Origin of the sequence: Thermosynechococcus sp. QKsg1 (genome assembly GCF_031586415.1) — a bacterium.
Lineage (GTDB): Bacteria > Cyanobacteriota > Cyanobacteriia > Thermosynechococcales > Thermosynechococcaceae > Thermosynechococcus.
Genome location: NZ_CP134200.1, coordinates 1930100 through 1950141, shown reverse-complemented (window position 1 = coordinate 1950141; position 20042 = coordinate 1930100). Strand labels below are relative to the sequence as shown.

Below are 20042 nucleotides of genomic sequence, written 5' to 3'. Positions count from 1 at the left end.
TTGGCAAGCCAATAGGAGACTGCAATGGTTCTTCCTTCAGGAGAGCGATCGCCCCAATGATAAACTGCAAACGAAAGAGTGTCGGAGATGCCCGCGGTGACGCGCCCAAAAATTATTGTCCTAGATGATGACCCCACCGGTTCGCAAACGGTGCACAGTTGCCTGCTGTTGAGCCGCTGGGATGTGGATACCCTCTGTCGTGGCCTCACCGATCCTGTGCCCATTTTCTTTATCCTCACCAATACCCGTGCTTTGCCAGCAGAAATCGCAGCGGAGGTCACGCGCACCGTCTGCTGTCATTTGAAGGCAGCGATCGCCCAAACCGGCACCACCGATTACATGGTTGTCAGCCGTTCCGACTCCACCCTACGCGGCCACTACCCCCTTGAAACCGACGTGATTGCCGCTGAACTGGGACCCTTTGATGCCCACTTTCTGGTGCCTGCCTTTCTGGAGGGGGGGCGCATTACCCGTGATAGCCAGCACTATCTGCTGGTTGCAGGTCAGCCGGTGCCCGTCCATGAAACGGAGTTTGCCCGCGATTCCGTCTTTGGCTATCACCACAGCTACTTACCCGACTATGTGGCCGAAAAGACCCAAGGGCGCATCCCCGCCGCAGCCGTAGAGCGTTTTGTCCTTGCCGATGTGCGCAATCCAGAGACCCTGCGCAGCCGCTTGACCCAGTTACAAGGCAATGTCTGCGGGGTGGTGGATGCTGAGAGCCAAGAGGATTTAGACCAATTTGCAGCAGCAGTGCTTGAGGTGGCCAGTGAAGGAAAACGCTTTTTGTTCCGCAGTGCTGCCAGTTTACTGACTGCCCTCGCACAATTGCCCCCCCAACCCACCCCCCCAGAGGCAATGGCCACCTATTGCCGACCGGGTCGTTATGGTGTGGTTTTAGTGGGTTCCCACGTGCGCAAAACCACTGAACAACTAACTGCTCTGTTGGCGGAACCCGATGTGTTTCCCATTGAAGTGCCCGTGGCTCGATTGCGCGACAGTGGGGCGGCTGAACCTGACATCATCAACGAAGTCTTGGCGGCAGTGGATCAGGCGATCGCCAGTGAGAAAACCCCCGTCATCTTTACCAGTCGTGAGGAACTCACCTTCGCGGATGCAGTGACACGGTTAGCCTTTGGGCAGCGAGTCTCGGAAGTGCTGATGGCGATCGTCCAGCAGTTGCCCGCCGATTTGCGCTATCTGATCAGCAAGGGGGGCATCACCTCCAACGATGTGCTGAGTAAGGGCTTAAACTTAGCCACGGTTCGCCTCTTGGGGCAAGTGATTCCGGGCTGCTCCGTGGTGCGCACGGGTGCTGATCATCCCCGTTTTCCCGCATTACCAGTGGTGCTGTTCCCCGGCAATGTCGGCGATCGCGCAGCCCTGTGCACGGTCTATCATCGCTTTCAGGGCAATGGCACCGCAGTTTAGGAATTTTTACTTAGTGGCTTGAATCTGGCTGAGTGCAGGGTTTAGAATGCAGTTGTAACAATAATAAACAATTTTTAATCTTTCCCGATAAGTGAATGAGTTTAGTCAACACGGTTGGGGTTCGATCAACGGTATGGCGCTGGCTGCTGCCTGTCTTGGTCGTGCTGGTGGTGGGTGGCGGTTGGGGGGTTTCTCTGCTATTGCCCCTGCGGGATCCCTACATTCAATCGGTACGGGCGGCGGTGGGCGATCCGAGTCGCGGCGAGCAAATTTTTATTCTCAATTGTGCGGGTTGTCATGGCATTGATGGCAAGGGCGAAGTGGGCCCTAGCCTTGTGCAGATTAGCCACCGCCGATCGCAAACAAAACTCATCCAGCAAATTATCAGTGGCAATACCCCTCCCATGCCCAAGTTTCAAGCCCAACCCCAAGACATGGCCGACCTATTAAGCTACTTGAAGACACTCTAAAACTTTTGACAAAAGCGCTACAGGTCGAGGCGGTATATTAGATTGTGTTATCAGTATTACCAATTTCAAGCATCCTTTGGTGGGAATGGAAGAAGCCTTTGCGGTGGGCGATCGCGTTCGCCTTGTGGAACTGCCCCCCTATGTGAAAACAGCGGAGCCAATGCCAATGTTGCGTCCCGCCAGTATCCTCACCCTCGGTGAAGAAGGGGTGATCCTCGGCCAGCAACCGGGGAACTATTGGGTCGTGCGCCTAGAGCGGGGTGCCTTTTTGCTGGAAGCCAAGTATCTCAAACGGCTGTAGTGCCTTCGCTGCTATGGCTCCCCTGCTGTCTCTGTGCATGATTGTCAAAAACGAAGCCCATCAATTACGGCGCTGCTTGCAGTCGGTGCGGCCTTGGGTGGATGAAATCATTGTTGTGGACACGGGTTCCACCGATGAGACGATCGCCATTGCCCACGAATTTACTCCCCATGTCCATGCCGTTGTCTGGCAAGCGGATTTTGCCGCCGCTCGCAATGCCTCCCTAGCCCACGCAAGCGGGGAGTGGGTCTTTTACATTGATGCCGATGAAGAATTGGTGGTTACGGATCCCCAATGGCGAGACCAATTGACCGCTGCAAGTGCACATATTATCAATCAGTGGAGTCTGCTGCGTCGTGAACAGGCGAGGGATCTCAACTGGAGTGAGTTTTGGAATGTCCGCTTTGGCCGCCGTTTTCCTGATCTTCACTTTGCCGGGGCACTCCATGAGCAACTGTACTATCGGGAGCGGCAGGCAGTGGTGGGTCAGTTGCAGGGGGTCTATCTCATTCACCACAACCAACAGACGCCAGATCAGTTTCTGGCAAAGCTTCGCGATCGCAATATCCCCATCCTCGAAAAAATGGTGCAGCAGGGCGATCGCCGACTGCAAAACTTGGTGTGTCTTGGGGATCACTATGCCGCCTGTGGCGATGGCGATCGCGCCCAAACATGGTATGAACAAGCCCTTGAGCAAATTGCCCCTGCCGTCGAACAGGGAGTTTTGCCGAAGGACACCACATGGCTGCGTCATCTCCTTTTTTGGGTGAGCTACCGCGCCTTTGAGGCCAAGGACTACGAAACGGCTCAGTATTACCTCAGCTATGGCCTACGCTTCTTTGATCGCTATCCGCCCCTGCTCTATGTGGCGGGGTTACTCATCTTTGAATTGGGTCTACATCGCGGAGCACTGCCCTACTTTCACCGCTGTTTAGATCTCTTTGAGCAGGGAACCTACGATCGCGCTGAACCCTTCGATCGCCAGTGGATGACCACCCAACCTGCCTATAGTCTAGGTTTTACCTACATGACCCTTCAGGAGCGCGATCGCGCCATCGCCTATTTTCAAAAGACCCTTGAATTTAACCCTGACTATTCCCCTGCACAGATGTACCTGCAACAACTGTTGACGGCATCGGCAAATCAAGGGTGATGCGAGTTCCCGCCCCTGCTGCCGAGCGAATCCAGTGCTCAACGCCTTACGGCATCAAAGGTAGAGGCACGACTAGCATCTAAAGCAACATAAGGTTGATTCCAAGTGCTCAACGCCTTACGGCATCAAAGGTAGAGGCACGGGTTTCAGGTAAACACACCCAACTTTGTCGATACGTGCTCAACGCCTTACGGCATCAAAGGTAGAGGCACGGCGGCCAGTAAGAAAAAGGCGACCAGTAGGGCGACGTGCTCAACGCCTTACGGCATCAAAGGTAGAGGCACAAACAGAAAACCAAGCGGGATAAAAACCCGTTTGGAGTGCTCAACGCCTTACGGCATCAAAGGTAGAGGCACAGACTTGGTTAAGTTAATGGGGCTGGCCTTGTCTCGTGCTCAACGCCTTACGGCATCAAAGGTAGAGGCACGTTTTAGGCTGAGCACTCTAACTTTCGCTATTTAGTGCTCAACGCCTTACGGCATCAAAGGTAGAGGCACATCCTTTTACCTTCATAAATCCACTCCTCATAGTGTGCTCAACGCCTTACGGCATCAAAGGTAGAGGCACCCGCACAGGTTTAGTTGCAATGTCCACATAGTCAGCTAAGTGCTCAACGCCTTACGGCATCAAAGGTAGAGGCACCCTAATGAAATCTTAAACCTGTCTTCAGAAAACTTAGTGCTCAACGCCTTACGGCATCAAAGGTAGAGGCACTCACTTTCTCCACAGTCATTCATTATGAGTTTGAATTAGTGCTCAACGCCTTACGGCATCAAAGGTAGAGGCACTTACCTCTCCAGAAGTTTCAATATCTGCATCTAGTGCTCAACGCCTTACGGCATCAAAGGTAGAGGCACATAATCCGGCACTGGCTGGCCAACTATCGCGCCGAGTGCTCAACGCCTTACGGCATCAAAGGTAGAGGCACCATTTAGCTTTTAATACTTGGGGCAGAACCCACGTGCTCAACGCCTTACGGCATCAAAGGTAGAGGCACGAGAAGCCAAGTGACGGCCTCTCGCAGTGAATTGGAGTGCTCAACGCCTTACGGCATCAAAGGTAGAGGCACACTAACCAAGAATATGTATATTCAAACTCCAGAAGTGCTCAACGCCTTACGGCATCAAAGGTAGAGGCACCATCCTTTTACCTTCATAGATCCACTCCTCATAGTGTGCTCAACGCCTTACGGCATCAAAGGTAGAGGCACGTGGACTCCTGTCGGTTCCAGCACAGCATGGGTAGGCTGTGCTCAACGCCTTACGGCATCAAAGGTAGAGGCACGGCAGATTTCATTAAGCGAACAGATAATAGTTCTAGTGCTCAACGCCTTACGGCATCAAAGGTAGAGGCACCGTGTTTTGGCTGAGTTATGTCAAGACCCCGCACTGTGCTCAACGCCTTACGGCATCAAAGGTAGAGGCACTAATTTTACGAGCATTATATTGATTTGCAATAGAAAGTGCTCAACGCCTTACGGCATCAAAGGTAGAGGCACACGCTTGTAGCAGTGCTTGATCGCCCTTAATTTGTGCTCAACGCCTTACGGCATCAAAGGTAGAGGCACTTGATCTGCAATAGCTTTTAGCCGCGCATTAGCTGTGCTCAACGCCTTACGGCATCAAAGGTAGAGGCACTTGAGCAAACTCGGCAGATTGAACAGAGAGATCCTGTGCTCAACGCCTTACGGCATCAAAGGTAGAGGCACCTCTCTTACTTTGGGGAATTTTAGTTCCCCGAAAAGGTGCTCAACGCCTTACGGCATCAAAGGTAGAGGCACTCTCAACCACTTCAACATCTTGAGTGGTTGAAAGTGCTCAACGCCTTACGGCATCAAAGGTAGAGGCACTAAGGGTTTTTCCAACCCTTCTTTTATTTCTTTTCTTGTGCTCAACGCCTTACGGCATCAAAGGTAGAGGCACTTCCACATCGATGTAATCTCTCGTACTACTAAAAAGTGCTCAACGCCTTACGGCATCAAAGGTAGAGGCACGTACCAACGCATTTGTTATCTATACCGTCCTGCGACGTGCTCAACGCCTTACGGCATCAAAGGTAGAGGCACGAATCGGCCAGCAATCGGTAGGGAATCGGCCAGCGTGCTCAACGCCTTACGGCATCAAAGGTAGAGGCACATCAGGCCTTTCTTTAAGAAGTGTCAGCAGCTTATCGTGCTCAACGCCTTACGGCATCAAAGGTAGAGGCACCTTTGCGCTGGTAATGAATAATTTTCCAGAAGATGTGCTCAACGCCTTACGGCATCAAAGGTAGAGGCACCATTAGTTGTCGAGTCATAATCATAAGCAGCCATGTGTGCTCAACGCCTTACGGCATCAAAGGTAGAGGCACATTTACATTTATCTGAGGTGTAAAATCCATCCACTCAGTGCTCAACGCCTTACGGCATCAAAGGTAGAGGCACCTCAATTGTACTAGCCACATAATTCTTAACTTGCTCGTGCTCAACGCCTTACGGCATCAAAGGTAGAGGCACGTTCTGGAAGCAACAATATGTAATGCTCCTGCAGAAAGTGCTCAACGCCTTACGGCATCAAAGGTAGAGGCACTTTATAGGTTCTAGGTTTTATTTTCAGAATAATAGTGCTCAACGCCTTACGGCATCAAAGGTAGAGGCACTAAACGACCAAAGACAGTGGATGAGTTAAGGGTAAAGTGCTCAACGCCTTACGGCATCAAAGGTAGAGGCACTTGCTTCCTTGTAGAGAAAAGCACCAACAACTTCATCGTGCTCAACGCCTTACGGCATCAAAGGTAGAGGCACAACTTTGAATAAATGTGCATACCCTCTGGCGCCTTGTGCTCAACGCCTTACGGCATCAAAGGTAGAGGCACCAACTAACCTGATTGAAGAAATTATCAGCCATGGGTGCTCAACGCCTTACGGCATCAAAGGTAGAGGCACTTCTATAAGTAAAGGACATCGTGTATGGCATGGGTGTGCTCAACGCCTTACGGCATCAAAGGTAGAGGCACTGCACGTGAGATTACTAAATTCCCGCCTGTGGACGCGTGCTCAACGCCTTACGGCATCAAAGGTAGAGGCACTGCACGTGAGATTACTAAATTCCCGCCTGTGGACGCGTGCTCAACGCCTTACGGCATCAAAGGTAGAGGCACCTGATGAGAATAATCCAGTCTCAATTGTTGAAAGGTGCTCAACGCCTTACGGCATCAAAGGTAGAGGCACATTCCCTACTGCTTCCCTACTGGACGCCCTAATTCGTGCTCAACGCCTTACGGCATCAAAGGTAGAGGCACATTTGTTTAGCATAATGTCCTCCTTCTTAGTTAAGTGCTCAACGCCTTACGGCATCAAAGGTAGAGGCACAAGAAAGGGATGTAGAAGTTTTATAGGTTTATGTGCTCAACGCCTTACGGCATCAAAGGTAGAGGCACCCACTCACCTAGCCCCTCACCCCAACTACCTACAGGAGTGCTCAACGCCTTACGGCATCAAAGGTAGAGGCACAAGATCAAAATGTTCAAAGATAACGATCTACAAGTGTGCTCAACGCCTTACGGCATCAAAGGTAGAGGCACAGATTACCGTCAGTATCCTTGACGGTTTTACCGAGTGCTCAACGCCTTACGGCATCAAAGGTAGAGGCACTCAGCGCCTCGATGTGATTGATATTTTGAGGCGCGCGAGGTGCTCAACGCCTTACGGCATCAAAGGTAGAGGCACCTGTTTCCTGCTGTTTCTGTCCCCGTCCCGTCCCGTGCTCAACGCCTTACGGCATCAAAGGTAGAGGCACAATCCAACTAGGCGCGTTAGAATATCGCGCATTTATTTAGTGCTCAACGCCTTACGGCATCAAAGGTAGAGGCACGGAATCAGGCGCCCCACGGAATGTGGGACAGGAATGTGCTCAACGCCTTACGGCATCAAAGGTAGAGGCACTCACTTCTTGAGCAAGGAACTTCCAATCTGCTTGGTGTGCTCAACGCCTTACGGCATCAAAGGTAGAGGCACTGCCTGAGGGATGCTTGACCTACTTGTCATCTTGGGAGTGCTCAACGCCTTACGGCATCAAAGGTAGAGGCACGTCAGTTAGCTTTTGAATACTCTCAATTACTTGGTGTGCTCAACGCCTTACGGCATCAAAGGTAGAGGCACCCGCCCTAAAAGCCGCGATCAAAACAGCTTTCTTAATGTGCTCAACGCCTTACGGCATCAAAGGTAGAGGCACTGTTTTAAGTCATAAACGGTATTAACGGCTGCCCGTGCTCAACGCCTTACGGCATCAAAGGTAGAGGCACATTCCAATTGGTTTTTTGCTTCTTGGCGGAGCGAATGTGCTCAACGCCTTACGGCATCAAAGGTAGAGGCACAGCGGCGCCCTAGAAATGCCTCTAGGACTAGCTTAGCACAGTCACTTTTCAAGCACCTCAGGCACTTTGTTTTTTTGTGACTGTAAAATTTTTAGCCTCGGCCAGTATTCAGTTGTCAATCCCGCTCTGGGGAATAGGTTCAGAGATTTTCAAGCACCTCTAAATCTAACAAAAACTCTCAAACCTAGTCAAGGGGCTGTATTTGAATATCGGTGCGTTCGGAGAATATTTGAGTCCAGAGGTGCTTGCATGCGCCACAATCTTGGACAAAACTCAGCTGGCATTCTCTGGGGTCTCGCAAATTTTAGTGCTGCTGACCCGTCAGCAAGAGAAAGATTAACTGCTCTTAGCAAAACTGCAAAGCAATTGTCCCAGCGCCTCAGCGTTCTTTCTTGTGCCCCTATTCCAGAAAAGAGCGGGTTGGCAGTTTGTTAGGATCAAGGGAAAGTAAAGCGGTTGAACACTATGGCACTGCTGGGACAGTCTGCAGCAGAACTGAAAGCATGGGTCGAAGCCCAAGGGCAACCTAGCTATCGAGCACAGCAATTGCATCAGTGGCTCTATCAAAAGGGGGCGCGATCGCTCCAAGAGATTACAGTTTTTCCCAAGCAGTGGCGTGACGCTCTCGCTGAGGTAGAAATTGGCCGCTCTCAAGTTCGCTATCGCCATGATGCCCAAGATGGCACTGTCAAGCTTCTGTTGACCTTAGCCGATGGCGAAACCATTGAAACGGTGGGCATTCCCAGTGGCGATCGCCTGACGGTGTGTGTATCTTCCCAAGTGGGTTGTCCAATGGCCTGTGATTTTTGTGCCACGGGCAAAGGGGGCTATCGCCGCAATCTGGCGAGCCATGAAATCGTCGATCAGGTGCTAACGATCCAGAGTGAAATGAGGCGGCGCGTCAGCCATGTGGTGTTTATGGGTATGGGAGAGCCACTCTTAAACTTAGCGGCTGTTATCCCAGCGGTCACCTGCTTGAATCGCGATATTGGCATTGGTCAGCGGCACATTACCCTCTCAACGGTTGGTATTCCCCAACAAATTCAGCGACTGGCACAATATCAATTGCAAATCACCCTTGCCGTCAGCCTCCATGCCCCCAACCAAGGCCTACGGGAGCAGCTCATTCCCAGCGCCAAGCACTATCCCCTCAGCCAACTGATTGCCGATTGTCGTGCCTATGTGCAGCAAACGGGGCGCCGCATCACCTTTGAATATACGGTTCTGGCGGGAGTCAACGATCGCCCCCAGCACGCCGAGGAGCTAGCGCAGCTATTGCGGGGCTTTCAGAGTCATGTCAATCTGATTCCCTACAATCCCATTACTGAGGCAGCCTATCAACGTCCCACCGAGCAGCGTTTGCGGCAATTTCTTAGCCAACTGCAAGCCCTAGGGGTTACTGCCAGCATTCGGCGATCGCGGGGTCTGGATCGGCAAGCCGCCTGTGGCCAACTGCGCCAAGCCCAACTCAGTGTCTAAACATTTTTTGCTATCATATTTTCCTAATTCGTGTAATTCCTATCACATTTTGAATGAAGCCAGAGCTTTGGTTCATTGCTCCTGTTAGCGCGATCGCCCTCGGTGGTATTGCCACACTGATTCAACCCCAACAACCCTTAGCAACCCTTTTAGGGAGTGGCATCGGTGCCCTTGCGGGTGCGCCCCTTATTGAAAAGAACCAACGCCGTAGCGATCGCCTGCTTCGAGACATTCACACCTTCCTCTGCTCCTCCCCAGAGACCACCGCACTCAAAGCACTTCTGCTGCGAGAACTCGAACAACAACGCCGACAACTCACTGACCTTGAACAGCAACTGCACCAAGCACTTCCTGAAGCCCTGAACCCGATTCACAACGAGATCATGCAGAGGCTGGAAACCCTCAAGGACAATCAAAGGGACGCTGCTGTTAACACGGCGACGGCGCAGCAACTTGAGCCACTCATTGAAGCCATTCACGCCCAGAGTGCCGCTCTGCAAACCATTCAAACCCTTCTGCAAAGACCCCAACCCCCAGCAACTGCCCTAAAAACCGCTGTCCTCTACGATATTGAAAACTTAGTCTTTAACCAAGGGCAGCGACTAGACCCCGCCAAAGTGAATGAGCTTGTTTCCCTAGACAACGTTCTGGAGGCAATTAAAAGCACTATTGATCTCGGGGAAATCGCCATCCAGCGTGCCTATGGAAACTGGCAAAATCAAATTCTCCAAGCCCTCAATGCTCAACTGGAGCGATCGCAAATCGAGCGGGTTGGCGTCTATGGTCGCAATCACAATCAGCGGAATGCAGCGGACATTCAACTTGCCCTTGATGCCATTGATCTAGCCTACCAACATCCCGACATCAATACTTTTGTACTCATCTCCGGGGATGGTGGCTTTGGCTCCATTGCCCTGCGCCTGCGGGATTACGGTAAAACCGTGATTGGCTGTGCCTACCGTAACGCCGCCAGTGATAGCTTTCAGCGGGTGTGCCACCAATTTATTTTCCTTGAGAATCCCTTCATTCATTCTGCCCCCGCCACCAATGGCAGAAACGGCACGCCTCCCCCGCGTCAACCCAATCCAGAAAATCGCACCGCGCCATCCTCACCTCGGCGTCTTCCCATTGAGCCGTTGAACTATGAACAAATTCCGCCATTGGCGATTCAACAACGGGAAACTGAAAAACTTTTGGAGCTATTCTCCTACTACACCACTGATGCAACAAGACGGCGAGAATTGGCTAGGGGTATGGTTTTTAATACCGTATTTTTAGAAATGAGATCCGTTGCCCCCCAATTGGATCCGCTGCGATTTGGCTTTTGCAAGCCCTCTGAATTAGTGGCCTACTTAACCACACACCATCAGTTACAAATTGGCGTTGCGGTGAATGGTCAATTGGGTAGAACGATTCTCTGCTGGCGCAATAACCTACCTGAGCGCTACACCCTGCGCACCTCCAGTCCCCAAACCATTCACACCGTCTCGATCTACCGTGGTATCTTTGCCGATGAAGTGGCGGCAGATTTTTTACTGACTCAGGTGGGACAGTGGTTAATTGCCCATCGTCCCCGCAATGCCCCTTTTGAGAGAATGATAAATATTATTCTTGAGCAAGCTCGTCGGCAGCAGCAGCGCATTGGTCAGCAGGGGATTAAGCGGGCGATCGCCAACTATGTCAAAGCGGGTATTCTAACACGAACAGGGAACACCCTCACCCTCAACCCTGCCATCACGGACTTTTCTAGTTTGGCGATCGAGCTACAAACTCGCTTTCGCCAAGCCGTGGCAGAACGCCTCAGCAAGATTGGTGAAACCATCAATGAGCAGGTCTTTGCCCAAGCGGTTCCCCTCAAGCCTCTACAACTACCGACTGCGAACAACCCAACCTAGGATGCAGATGGTGGCTCAATCTGACTGGGCAGTTCTAGACAGTAGCCAGCCCCATAGACGGTTTTGATATAGCGCGGATTCCGCGGATCCGGTTCTAGTTTTGTCCGCAGGTGGCGGATATGGACACGGATGGTTTCAATGTCATCGTCGGGATCGTAGCCCCAGACTTCCTTGAGAATTTCACTGGGGGAAACGGTTTGGCCGTGGCGTTGCAGCAGGCAGTGCAGCAGTTCAAATTCAAGGCGCGTCAGCTTAATAATTTTGCCAAACCAAGAGACCTCAAATCGTTCAGGCACTAGTGTCAATGGCCCATAGCTGAGGATTTCACGATGGCCTGCGGTTGCCGGAATGCGATCGGCTCGTCGCAAAAGAGCACGTACCCGGGCCAGCATTTCCTCCAATTCAAAGGGCTTGGTGAGGTAGTCATCGGCACCCGCGTTAAGCCCCTCCACTTTGTTATGGGTTTGGCTCAGAGCCGTCAGCATCAAAATCGGAACATCTTGGGTACGCGGATCGCGCCGCAGGCGTTGGCAAATGGTGAAGCCATCCACTTGGGGCAACATCAGGTCAAGGAGAATTAGATCGGGCGAAAGTTGCACGGCGAGGGCTTGCCCTTGCATCCCATCTAAGGACTTAGTGACCTCGTAGCCCGCCATTTGCAGGTTTATTGCCAAGACGTCGGCGATCGCAGGATCATCATCAATGATTAAGATGCGGGGCTTCATAAAATGAACAGCACTCAATCCTCACAGGCGGCCAGCTACCGCTTCTGAGAGAATTATAAACATCGCTGCAAAAACCTTAAGAGTTTGTTGAGTTTCTTTAGATTTTCTGAATATTTGACGCCAATCTAGGGATACAGAGCTTACTCTAAAATAAGGAATACCGCCAGCAGATCAGAGGCTATCCTGCATCAGCTTGTACAGTGTTGAGCGTGTTCAATCTATAGGACACTGAACGATCGAGAATTGGCCTAGACCACTTTCTAATCAGCACGTGGCGCAGTCTGAAACCCAGTTCTAGGCTGGCATTACGCGCAGCAAGCTAAACTAGAATTACGTTCATGCCGCGAGCTTTATGCGGTCTTCAGCGGATTTTCTACAAACCTAGGCTATACTTTGGGAATGCAACTTTTGGGCAGAAACGATGATCCTGTCCTCACTTTTGCGAACTGCTCACTCATGTAATGCTGTGGTTTGGATCGAATATGCTTGCTCCCATTCTTGTGGCACAAGCCGCTCTAGCAACTCCACCCCAACATTCATCCACCGTTGTACAGGAATATTCGCCTCGCTCGAATGTTGTTGTTCAGGCCAATGCGGTACCCGTCAACGTTCCACCCCCTGAAGTCCCTTCCCCACCCGCTGCAACGGCCTACGTCACACCCACCAATTTTGCCTATTTTCCCCAAGACATTCGTCCACTTCCCGGCCAATTAGACGATGTGCCCGTCTTTAACAGCAACAGTCCAGAGATGGTGCGCTCTGAGGGGATTCTCCTCTCCACCTTTCCACCCCACGGGAAATGGCAACCGGCGGCTCACCTCAACTATCCCTTAGAGGGGCGCTTTGATGTCTTTGCCCACCACATTACCCAATCCAATCGGGCGGTGAGTACGCCAACCCTCTATTTGGGGCTGTTGGCCTATAACCCAACGGATCGCTATGTCACGGTGAGATTTCATCAAGCCGCTAGTTTTTTAAGTACGCCAGATGCTCCCTTCCGCAATTTGCCCGCCATGCTCGATAACCCCACGGGCTTTGTTTTTTCAGGGCCTGGGAGTCGAGTCACCAACCAAGTGCTGCGGGGGGTACGGCAGACGTTCTTTCCCTCACAGATAACCATTCCCCCTCGCGAAGCGCGGATGTTGGCGAATTTGCCGCTGCCGTTGCCCACTCAATTTCCCAATGCGGTACTCAATCGGGTTCGGGCAGAGTTTATGCTCAATGCCGATGGCAGCGTCGGCCCCAAGTTACCCCTAATCCCGGATACAAATCCCTTTGGTGAAGTCTCCTCCTCCAATGGCCGCTCCACCCTGATGTATTTAGAAAGTAGTGGCCCGATTTACTTAGCGCAAATGTCAATGTTTGCCCGCATGAACGAGCAGGGCACCGAACGGGCACCCACCCTAGAGGAATGGTGGGCAATGCTCCATCGCGGTCAACTGGTTACCCCCCGCGACATTCCACCCACGCCCCCCAATAGTAGTCAGTTTGGTCGCTTCTTCTATGGCCGTGTGGCCGGTGTCAGTCAGGGCTCTCGCTGGCAAGCTACCCTCACCGATGGCCAAACCCATGGACAGGCTTTAACGATTCCGGCACCGGGGCGAGCCATCTCCTATGGCATTAGTACGCTCCACCGAGGTACCCTTGGCACGGGTCAAATTCAAAGTGCCCCCATGTTAGTACGCTATCCAGACACCGCCTACTACGCCCATGGCAATTATGGTGTTCACTATAGTTTGACCTTGCCCTTGGTCAACAATACCCGTCAGTTCCAGTCGGTGGTGCTAACGCTGCAAACCCCTCTCAAACAAGATCACCGCAGTGTCGTCCTCCAATTTTTGGAACCCCCGGCTCCCCAAGTGTTTTTCCGGGGAACGGTGCGTGTTCGCTTTACAGATGATTTAGGACAGGCTCAAGAGCGCTATGTCCATTTGGTACAGCGGCGGGGTCAGCGGGGAGAACCATTAGTGACATTAAATATGCGTCCAGGTGAAAAACGGGATGTTATTGTGGATCTACTCTACCCACCCGATGCCACCCCACCCCAAGTGCTGACAGTGGCAACATTACTTGGCCCTAGCTATGAGAACACCACTCAAGCGCCAGCGGCTGCCAATTCTCTGTCCCTTACACCAGTGACAGTGCCATAGGAGTGACCACAGTGGGCGATCGCGCAGCGTGTCGAAAGGACAATCGCCTTGTTCTGATTGGGGATGTCCACGGTCACTATGAAGGCCTGTGCCGTTTACTAGATCTCGTTTCACCTCGCGTGGGCGATCGCCTGTACTTTCTTGGCGACCTTGTGGATCGAGGGCCGAGTAGTGCCGCTGTCGTGGAATTCGTGCGCCAGTGTGGCTATAGTGTTGTGCGGGGCAACCACGAAGACATGATGCTCCTCACCTTCGAGGGCAAACAAATCAATGCCGCGCAGCTCTTTGTCTGGTCGAATAGTGGTGGGGATGAGACCCTTGCCAGCTACACCTCCACAGAGTTGCTTTGGCAGCACCTCGACTGGCTGCACACAGTTCCCTTCTATGAAGATTTAGGGGATGTGTTTGTTGTCCATGCAGGTCTTGATCCCTATCTTTCCCTAGAACAGCAAGGCAGCCAACAATGCTGCTGGATCCGCGAACAGTTTTTAGGCCACCCCAAGCCCTACTTTGCGGATAAAACAATTGTGGTGGGTCACACGATTACCTTTACGTTTCCCAATGTCGAAGCAGGACAAATCGTGCGGGGTGCTGGCTGGATAGACATTGAAACCGGTGCCTACCATCGCCGCAGTGGTTGGTTAACAGCCCTCGACTGGACGAATCAATGGGTCTATCAAGTGAATGTGCTCTACGGTGGTACCCGCCAAGGAGAATTGGCTCAATTTTTAACTGATTTAAGAGATGTCTCCTACAGTATCAGCTAGCGCTGGCGCCACGCCGACCACAAAAGACAGGCAATGCCGATATTGATGGCAATGTCCGCCACATTAAAGACGGGAAATTGAATCAAGCGAAAATCCAAGAAGTCAACCACCTCGCCCGTGAGAAAGCGATCAATGCCATTGCCTAAGGCGCCACCCAGTAAACAGCCATAGCCCACTTGCTGCCAGCGATCTAATCTCGGACCGAGCACCGCCCAAGTGATCAGACCCAAGCTCACGATGAGAGACAGCCAGCGCAACCAGACACTGCCATTGGCAAAGAGGCTAAAGGCCGCCCCAGTATTTGTAACGTAGGTAATGTGAAAGACACCGGGGATAATGGGCGTTGTTTGCGGCGGCACTGTTAGGGCATAGGTGGCCACAATCCATGCTTTCGTCAGGCGATCGCTAATTAAGGCGAGGCCAGCCGCCCACCAAAAAAGGGGATTCTTGATCTTGAGCCGCTGACTGCTCATCCCACAGGACTAAGGGCAGCCACTGAGACCCGTGCCGCCACCTGTTGGGCGATCGCCCGTAGGGCTTGCGCCGAAGCAGACTGCGGATCCGCAATGAGAATCGGTTGACCCAAATCTCCCCCTTCCCGCACGGGCAATTCCAAAGGCACCTGTCCTAAAAGGGGTACACCCATTTCCGCCGCCAAGGCTTCACCGCCCCCACTGCCAAAAATGTCATAGCGACGATTGGGCAAATCAGGGGGAATAAAGTAGCTCATATTTTCCACCAGCCCAAGGACCGTGACTCCCAACTGCTGAAACATCCGCAATCCCCGCCGCGCATCCCCAAGGGCAACAGGTTGGGGCGTTGTTACAATCACTACACCTGCCATTGGTACCGCTTGCGCCAGTGTGAGTTGGGCATCCCCAGTGCCGGGGGGCAAATCCACAATCAGATAGTCCAATACGCCCCAATCACTTTGGTAGAGAAATTGGCGAATAATGCCATTGAGCATGGGACCGCGCCAAATGACCGGCTGATCACGATCAATCAGGAAGGCCATCGACACCACTTTCAAACCATGAGCTACCGGAGGTAACAGGACATCGCCTCTGGCTTCCTTGCGCACTTCGACAATGGCATCCTCTAGCCCCAGCATCGTGGGAACATTCGGCCCATAGATATCCGCATCAATAATGCCAACGGCAGCCCCCGCTTGGGCAAGGGCAAGGGCTAAATTCACCGCAACGGTACTTTTGCCGACCCCCCCTTTACCACTGGAGACGGCAATAATGTTCTTGACTCCTGCTACATCGGTGCGATCGGGCAGGCTCTTTTGCTGCGGCGTTTCAGCGGTAACCGCCACTTGCACATCCATCACCCCCGGCAGAGTAAAGACGGCCTTCTTGCAATCCTCGACAATAAATTCCCGTAGGGGGCAAGCCGGGGTTGTCAGCACCAGTGTAAAGCGAACCGTGCCATCCTCAATGGCAACATCGCGGATCATGTTGAGTTCCACTAGCGATCGCCGTAACTCGGGATCTTCCACAGGACGCAGAACGGCCAACACAGACTCAACAGTAAGGGGGGCACTCATGCAGGTGATTCGTTACATTCGCTACTTAGATAGCGATCGTACCACTGTTAGGCAGATTCCCCCGCCAGCCACAGCAGCGATACAGCAAAGGATGCAAGCCAAGACCGCTCTCAGACGGGATTACACCCCCATTTGCCTACACCATATTTCAGAAAAGGGCGGTATTCTGGAAAGTATTAGCCATTTGGGATCAGAAGGATTGCAACGTTGACTCACTCCACCCTCCACCAACCCGCCACAGCCGCCGGTCAAGGCCTGCAACGCCAACTTATTGTCATTCTTGATTTTGGGTCGCAATACTCCGAACTCATTGCCCGCCGCATTCGTGAGACCCAAGTCTATTCCGAGGTCATTTCCTACCGCACCACTGCTGAGCAACTTGCCCAATTAGCCCCCAAGGGCATCATTCTCTCCGGTGGCCCCAACTCCGTCTATGACGAGAATGCTCCCCAATGTGATCCAGAAATTTGGAACCTCGGCATTCCCATCCTTGGCGTGTGCTATGGCATGCAACTGATGGTGCAACAGTTGGGGGGAACTGTGGAGCGAGCCACCGCTGGCGAGTATGGCAAGGCAGCGCTCTTTATTGACGACCCCACGGATCTGCTCACGAATGTTGAGCAAGAAACAATTATGTGGATGAGTCATGGTGATAGCGTCACCGAGTTGCCCTCCGGTTTTCGCGTCTTGGCGCATACCCACAATACGCCAATGGCAGCGATCGCCCATCCAGAGCGGAAACTCTATGGCGTTCAGTTCCACCCAGAGGTGGTGCACTCCGTGGGCGGTATTGCCCTGATCCGCAACTTTGTCTATCACATTTGCGATTGTGAACCCACTTGGACAACGGCTGCCTTTGTCGAAGAAGCGATCCGGGAAGTGCGCGCCAAAGTGGGGGACAAACGGGTACTCCTTGCCCTATCGGGGGGGGTGGATTCCTCGACCCTGGCCTTTTTGCTCCACCGCGCCATTGGCGATCAACTCACCTGTATGTTCATTGACCAAGGGTTCATGCGCAAAGGCGAACCGGAGCGACTCCTCAAGCTCTTTCAGGAGCAGTTTCACATCAAGGTGGAGTACGTCAATGCCCGCGATCGCTTCCTTGCCCAACTGGTGGGCGTCACAGACCCCGAAGAAAAGCGCAAACGCATTGGCCATGAATTTATCCGCGTTTTTGAGGAAGAGTCGCAGCGGCTAGGGCCTTTTGACTACCTTGCTCAGGGCACGCTGTATCCCGATGTCATTGAATCGGCGAATACCAACATTGACCCGCAAACTGGCGAGCGCGTAGCGGTGAAAATCAAGAGCCACCACAATGTGGGCGGTCTGCCGGAGAACCTGCGCTTTAAGCTGGTGGAACCCCTGCGCAAGCTCTTTAAGGATGAAGTGCGCCAAGTGGGGCGATCGCTGGGTCTGCCCGAAGAAATTGTGCGGCGGCATCCTTTTCCCGGTCCCGGTTTAGCGATTCGGATTCTGGGGGAAGTGACCCCGGAACGCCTAGAGATTCTGCGGGATGCGGATCTGATTGTGCGGCAGGAAATTAACCGCGCCGAGATGTACCACGACTTTTGGCAAGCCTTTGCGGTGCTGCTGCCGATTCGCACTGTGGGGGTAATGGGCGATCAGCGAACCTATGCCTATCCAGTGGTGCTGCGGTTTGTCACCAGTGAAGATGGAATGACCGCTGATTGGGCACGGGTGCCCTACGATCTCCTCGAGCGCATTTCCAACCGCATTGTCAACGAGGTGCCGGGGGTGAATCGGGTGGTCTATGACATTACCTCCAAGCCACCGGGAACCATTGAGTGGGAATAAATTTGCCAGAAAGGGGAGCGATCGGTTTAACTGGGAGAGATGGTGGTGTGAGTGATGTGGCATGAACAGCAAATGGACGCTGGCCCTTGGCTTCAGTGCAGGTGTATGGCTGCCCCTAGCAGCAACGGCGCAATCTAGCCCGCCCCAATGGCAAATTGAGGCTCGGCCAATAACTCACCCAACCTTTGAAGTGGCACCAACGGCGGAAGCACTGCCCCAATGGCAAGCCGTTCCCGAACCTAGGGGCGATCGCCCGTGGCAACCAGCGACGCCAGAAGAACTGGCGCAACCCATTTTGCCCCCTGTAGCTGAGCAGGCACCGACACCCGTCATTGCCGAAGAACCCCAGTATCGCATTCCCCCCTTAATGCGTCCGCCCACCCGTCTCTTTAACTTGGAGACCGCCAATATCCTGCCGGAGCAAACCCTTGAACTACGGGGGGGAATTCGCAACTATGATCCCCAAGTGGCTGGGGGCGGCGGCGGTCTGCAAATTTTCTATGGCTCCATTGACTATGCGATCAATCATCGCTTGCAAGTGAGCTTTAGTGGCAATTACTACGACGATCCCTTGGGACGCTTGGTGAAGGGGCTACAGCCCGACCTGCAGTTTGGAGCGATCGCTGCTGGTCTCAAATATCAAGTGCATCGCGGCGAGAATCTATCGGTGGCTGTGGCGGGCTCCCTAGAGGCAGTACGGGTGCGATCGGACAATTTCCTCTTTGTGCCGGGTGCCGCACGAGCCGGAACGTGGACGGTTGCCGCCTCATTGCAAGCGCCAATTACCTATTCCTTTAATCCCCAGTTGCAGTGGCACTTTACGCCCAACCTCACCTATTTTCCCGACACAGTGAACAAGGGAGGGGAATTTTACGGCACGAACTTCAACTTTGGCACAGGCATCAGTTGGCAGCCCCATCCTCGCTTTAATCTTTTTGCCGATGTCAATATGCCCGTCGGTCCGGGGGGCAATGCCGTGCGCAGTAGCGATGGCGCGATCGTCAACCTGCCCGTGTGGAGTGCCGGTGTGCGCTTTCTAGTGAACCCTGCAGTGAGTATTGATTTGGCAGCCACCAACGCCTTTGGCATTACACCTGCAAGTCGTACCTTGGCTTTTTTGCCCGGTGCGGATCAAGTGGGTGTCATGGCGGGATTAAGCTATACCCCCAATATGGGGCCTGATTTTGCGCCACCCTTTTTGCCCAGTTTTCGCAGTGGGCCTCGGCAACCCCTCACGGATCGCGATCGCCAGCTTTTACTCAATGGCCTCACCCTTACCTCCCCCAGCACCCTTGATCCGGGGATGCTGCACCTGCGGGGCAATAGCGGCACCACAGGAACCGGTTTTCAGGTGGGCTTTGGTCTTGCCTACGATGCCCAATTTGCCATTGCCATTGAACAGTGGGAGCGCGGCGAAACCCTCATCGAAAACCTCAACTACAGTGGTAACTTGCAGTTGGGGCTAGCAGCGAAGTTGCGCTTTCTGGATCAAACGCAAGGGGATCCCTTTTCTTTGGCCTTTCAAGGCTCATTTAATCGTGGCATTAAGCAGGGGGGAGGGGGTAGCCGTTCCCTAGGCGGCTTGGAACTGGCCTTTATGTATGAGCCAACCAAGAATGTGGCACTCCTGTTGAATCCCAAGTTAGGGATTTTTACTCCCAATCAAAAAGTAGTGGGTGGTATCGGGGTCGGCCTCAATGTTGAGGTAGTCCGCAACCTCCAATTTATTGCGGAAGCCACTCCGGTCTTTGGTCAAACGGGGGTCTATAGTGCCGGCTTGCGTTACGTCGTGCCCCAGTGGGGACTAGGCATTGATCTCTATGGATCAACGGCAGTCGGCAGCAGTATTCCCAATGCAGGTCTTGTCGGTCAGGGGTCGCCGGGGGTGGGGGTCAACCTCCATTGGCTGTTTGGCGGATCGCGGCCACAGGAGAATTAAAGTCATGCAAACTCA

14 protein-coding genes and 1 CRISPR repeat array are annotated in these 20042 nt (G+C 53.0%); of the genes, 11 read left to right on the top strand and 3 right to left on the bottom strand.

Annotated features, from left to right (window positions below; all coding sequences use genetic code 11):
- Nucleotides 1-87: 87 nt before the first annotated feature.
- The 6 genes from RHP47_RS09560 to RHP47_RS09535 all read left to right on the top strand — a co-directional run bounded on the left by RHP47_RS09560 (nt 88) and on the right by RHP47_RS09535 (nt 11082).
- Complete coding sequence (locus RHP47_RS09560; RefSeq protein ID WP_310840349.1) at nt 88-1431, top strand: four-carbon acid sugar kinase family protein; 1344 nt, start codon at nt 88-90, stop codon at nt 1429-1431.
- A gap of 95 nt (nt 1432-1526) precedes the next feature.
- The gene (locus tag RHP47_RS09555) at nt 1527-1901 is read left to right on the top strand and encodes a cytochrome c (RefSeq protein WP_149820318.1); all 375 of its coding nucleotides are present in this window, start codon (nt 1527-1529) and stop codon (nt 1899-1901) included.
- 85 nt (nt 1902-1986) lie between these two features.
- Nucleotides 1987-2202, top strand: a complete 216-nt coding sequence (gene sipA / locus RHP47_RS09550) for a regulatory protein SipA (RefSeq protein WP_206200898.1) — start codon at nt 1987-1989, stop codon at nt 2200-2202.
- Between the two features lie 13 nt (nt 2203-2215).
- Nucleotides 2216-3355 carry a glycosyltransferase gene (locus RHP47_RS09545; protein WP_310840347.1) on the top strand — a complete coding sequence of 380 codons (1140 nt, stop codon included), beginning with the start codon at nt 2216-2218 and terminating at the stop codon, nt 3353-3355.
- Nucleotides 3356-3389: 34 nt separating this feature from the next.
- Nucleotides 3390-7708: direct repeats of the CRISPR family, unit length 36 nt; unit sequence GTGCTCAACGCCTTACGGCATCAAAGGTAGAGGCAC.
- 465 nt (nt 7709-8173) lie between these two features.
- Nucleotides 8174-9187 carry a 23S rRNA (adenine(2503)-C(2))-methyltransferase RlmN gene (rlmN, locus tag RHP47_RS09540; RefSeq protein WP_310840345.1) on the top strand — a complete coding sequence of 338 codons (1014 nt, stop codon included), beginning with the start codon at nt 8174-8176 and terminating at the stop codon, nt 9185-9187.
- Nucleotides 9188-9240: 53 nt separating this feature from the next.
- Nucleotides 9241-11082 carry an NYN domain-containing protein gene (locus RHP47_RS09535; RefSeq protein ID WP_302679393.1) on the top strand — a complete coding sequence of 614 codons (1842 nt, stop codon included), beginning with the start codon at nt 9241-9243 and terminating at the stop codon, nt 11080-11082.
- Here the strand turns inward: RHP47_RS09535 and RHP47_RS09530 are convergent.
- Nucleotides 11079-11807: a response regulator transcription factor gene (locus tag RHP47_RS09530; RefSeq protein WP_286625503.1), complete on the bottom strand. Its 729-nt coding sequence runs from the start codon at nt 11805-11807 to the stop codon at nt 11079-11081. The genes RHP47_RS09535 and RHP47_RS09530 overlap by 4 nt on opposite strands.
- 482 nt (nt 11808-12289) lie before the next feature.
- Between RHP47_RS09530 and RHP47_RS09525 the strand changes: the two genes are divergently transcribed.
- Both RHP47_RS09525 and RHP47_RS09520 read left to right on the top strand, forming a co-directional pair.
- Nucleotides 12290-13957: a DUF3370 domain-containing protein gene (locus RHP47_RS09525; RefSeq protein WP_286625502.1), complete on the top strand. Its 1668-nt coding sequence runs from the start codon at nt 12290-12292 to the stop codon at nt 13955-13957.
- 11 nt (nt 13958-13968) lie between these two features.
- Nucleotides 13969-14724, top strand: coding sequence for a metallophosphoesterase (locus RHP47_RS09520; protein ID WP_310840344.1), 756 nt, complete (start codon nt 13969-13971; stop codon nt 14722-14724).
- Here RHP47_RS09520 and lspA read toward each other — a convergent pair.
- Nucleotides 14721-15197, bottom strand: a complete 477-nt coding sequence (gene lspA, locus RHP47_RS09515; RefSeq protein WP_286625498.1) for a signal peptidase II — start codon at nt 15195-15197, stop codon at nt 14721-14723. The two genes, RHP47_RS09520 and lspA, sit on opposite strands and share 4 nt — an antisense overlap.
- A complete protein-coding gene (locus RHP47_RS09510; RefSeq protein WP_286625496.1) occupies nt 15194-16273 on the bottom strand; it encodes an Mrp/NBP35 family ATP-binding protein in 1080 nt (359 codons plus the stop codon). The genes lspA and RHP47_RS09510 overlap by 4 nt, the downstream gene beginning before the upstream one ends.
- On the opposite strand from RHP47_RS09510, the gene RHP47_RS09505 reads away from it, so the two are divergent.
- The 3 genes from RHP47_RS09505 to RHP47_RS09495 all read left to right on the top strand — a co-directional run bounded on the left by RHP47_RS09505 (nt 16272) and on the right by RHP47_RS09495 (nt 20027).
- Nucleotides 16272-16484 carry a hypothetical protein gene (locus tag RHP47_RS09505; RefSeq protein ID WP_149820304.1) on the top strand — a complete coding sequence of 71 codons (213 nt, stop codon included), beginning with the start codon at nt 16272-16274 and terminating at the stop codon, nt 16482-16484. The genes RHP47_RS09510 and RHP47_RS09505 overlap by 2 nt on opposite strands.
- A complete protein-coding gene (guaA, locus tag RHP47_RS09500; protein WP_149820302.1) occupies nt 16481-18088 on the top strand; it encodes a glutamine-hydrolyzing GMP synthase in 1608 nt (535 codons plus the stop codon). Before RHP47_RS09505 ends, guaA begins: the two co-directional genes overlap by 4 nt.
- A 61-nt stretch (nt 18089-18149) precedes the next feature.
- Nucleotides 18150-20027, top strand: a complete 1878-nt coding sequence (locus RHP47_RS09495) for a hypothetical protein (RefSeq protein ID WP_310840342.1) — start codon at nt 18150-18152, stop codon at nt 20025-20027.
- Nucleotides 20028-20042: the final 15 nt, after the last annotated feature.

Excerpts from the sequence above, each read along its gene's own strand:
- RHP47_RS09560 (WP_310840349.1), top strand. The coding sequence starts at position 88 with ATGCCCGCGGTGACGCGCCCAAAAATTATTGTCCTAGATGATGACCCC.
- RHP47_RS09555 (WP_149820318.1), top strand. The coding sequence starts at position 1,527 with ATGAGTTTAGTCAACACGGTTGGGGTTCGATCAACGGTATGGCGCTGG.
- sipA (WP_206200898.1), top strand. The coding sequence starts at position 1,987 with ATGGAAGAAGCCTTTGCGGTGGGCGATCGCGTTCGCCTTGTGGAACTG.
- RHP47_RS09545 (WP_310840347.1), top strand. The coding sequence starts at position 2,216 with ATGGCTCCCCTGCTGTCTCTGTGCATGATTGTCAAAAACGAAGCCCAT.
- rlmN (WP_310840345.1), top strand. The coding sequence starts at position 8,174 with ATGGCACTGCTGGGACAGTCTGCAGCAGAACTGAAAGCATGGGTCGAA.
- RHP47_RS09535 (WP_302679393.1), top strand. The coding sequence starts at position 9,241 with ATGAAGCCAGAGCTTTGGTTCATTGCTCCTGTTAGCGCGATCGCCCTC.
- RHP47_RS09530 (WP_286625503.1), bottom strand. The coding sequence starts at position 11,807 with ATGAAGCCCCGCATCTTAATCATTGATGATGATCCTGCGATCGCCGAC.
- RHP47_RS09525 (WP_286625502.1), top strand. The coding sequence starts at position 12,290 with ATGCTTGCTCCCATTCTTGTGGCACAAGCCGCTCTAGCAACTCCACCC.
- lspA (WP_286625498.1), bottom strand. The coding sequence starts at position 15,197 with ATGAGCAGTCAGCGGCTCAAGATCAAGAATCCCCTTTTTTGGTGGGCG.
- RHP47_RS09505 (WP_149820304.1), top strand. The coding sequence starts at position 16,272 with ATGCAGGTGATTCGTTACATTCGCTACTTAGATAGCGATCGTACCACT.
- RHP47_RS09510 (WP_286625496.1), bottom strand. The coding sequence starts at position 16,273 with ATGAGTGCCCCCCTTACTGTTGAGTCTGTGTTGGCCGTTCTGCGTCCT.
- RHP47_RS09495 (WP_310840342.1), top strand. The coding sequence starts at position 18,150 with ATGAACAGCAAATGGACGCTGGCCCTTGGCTTCAGTGCAGGTGTATGG.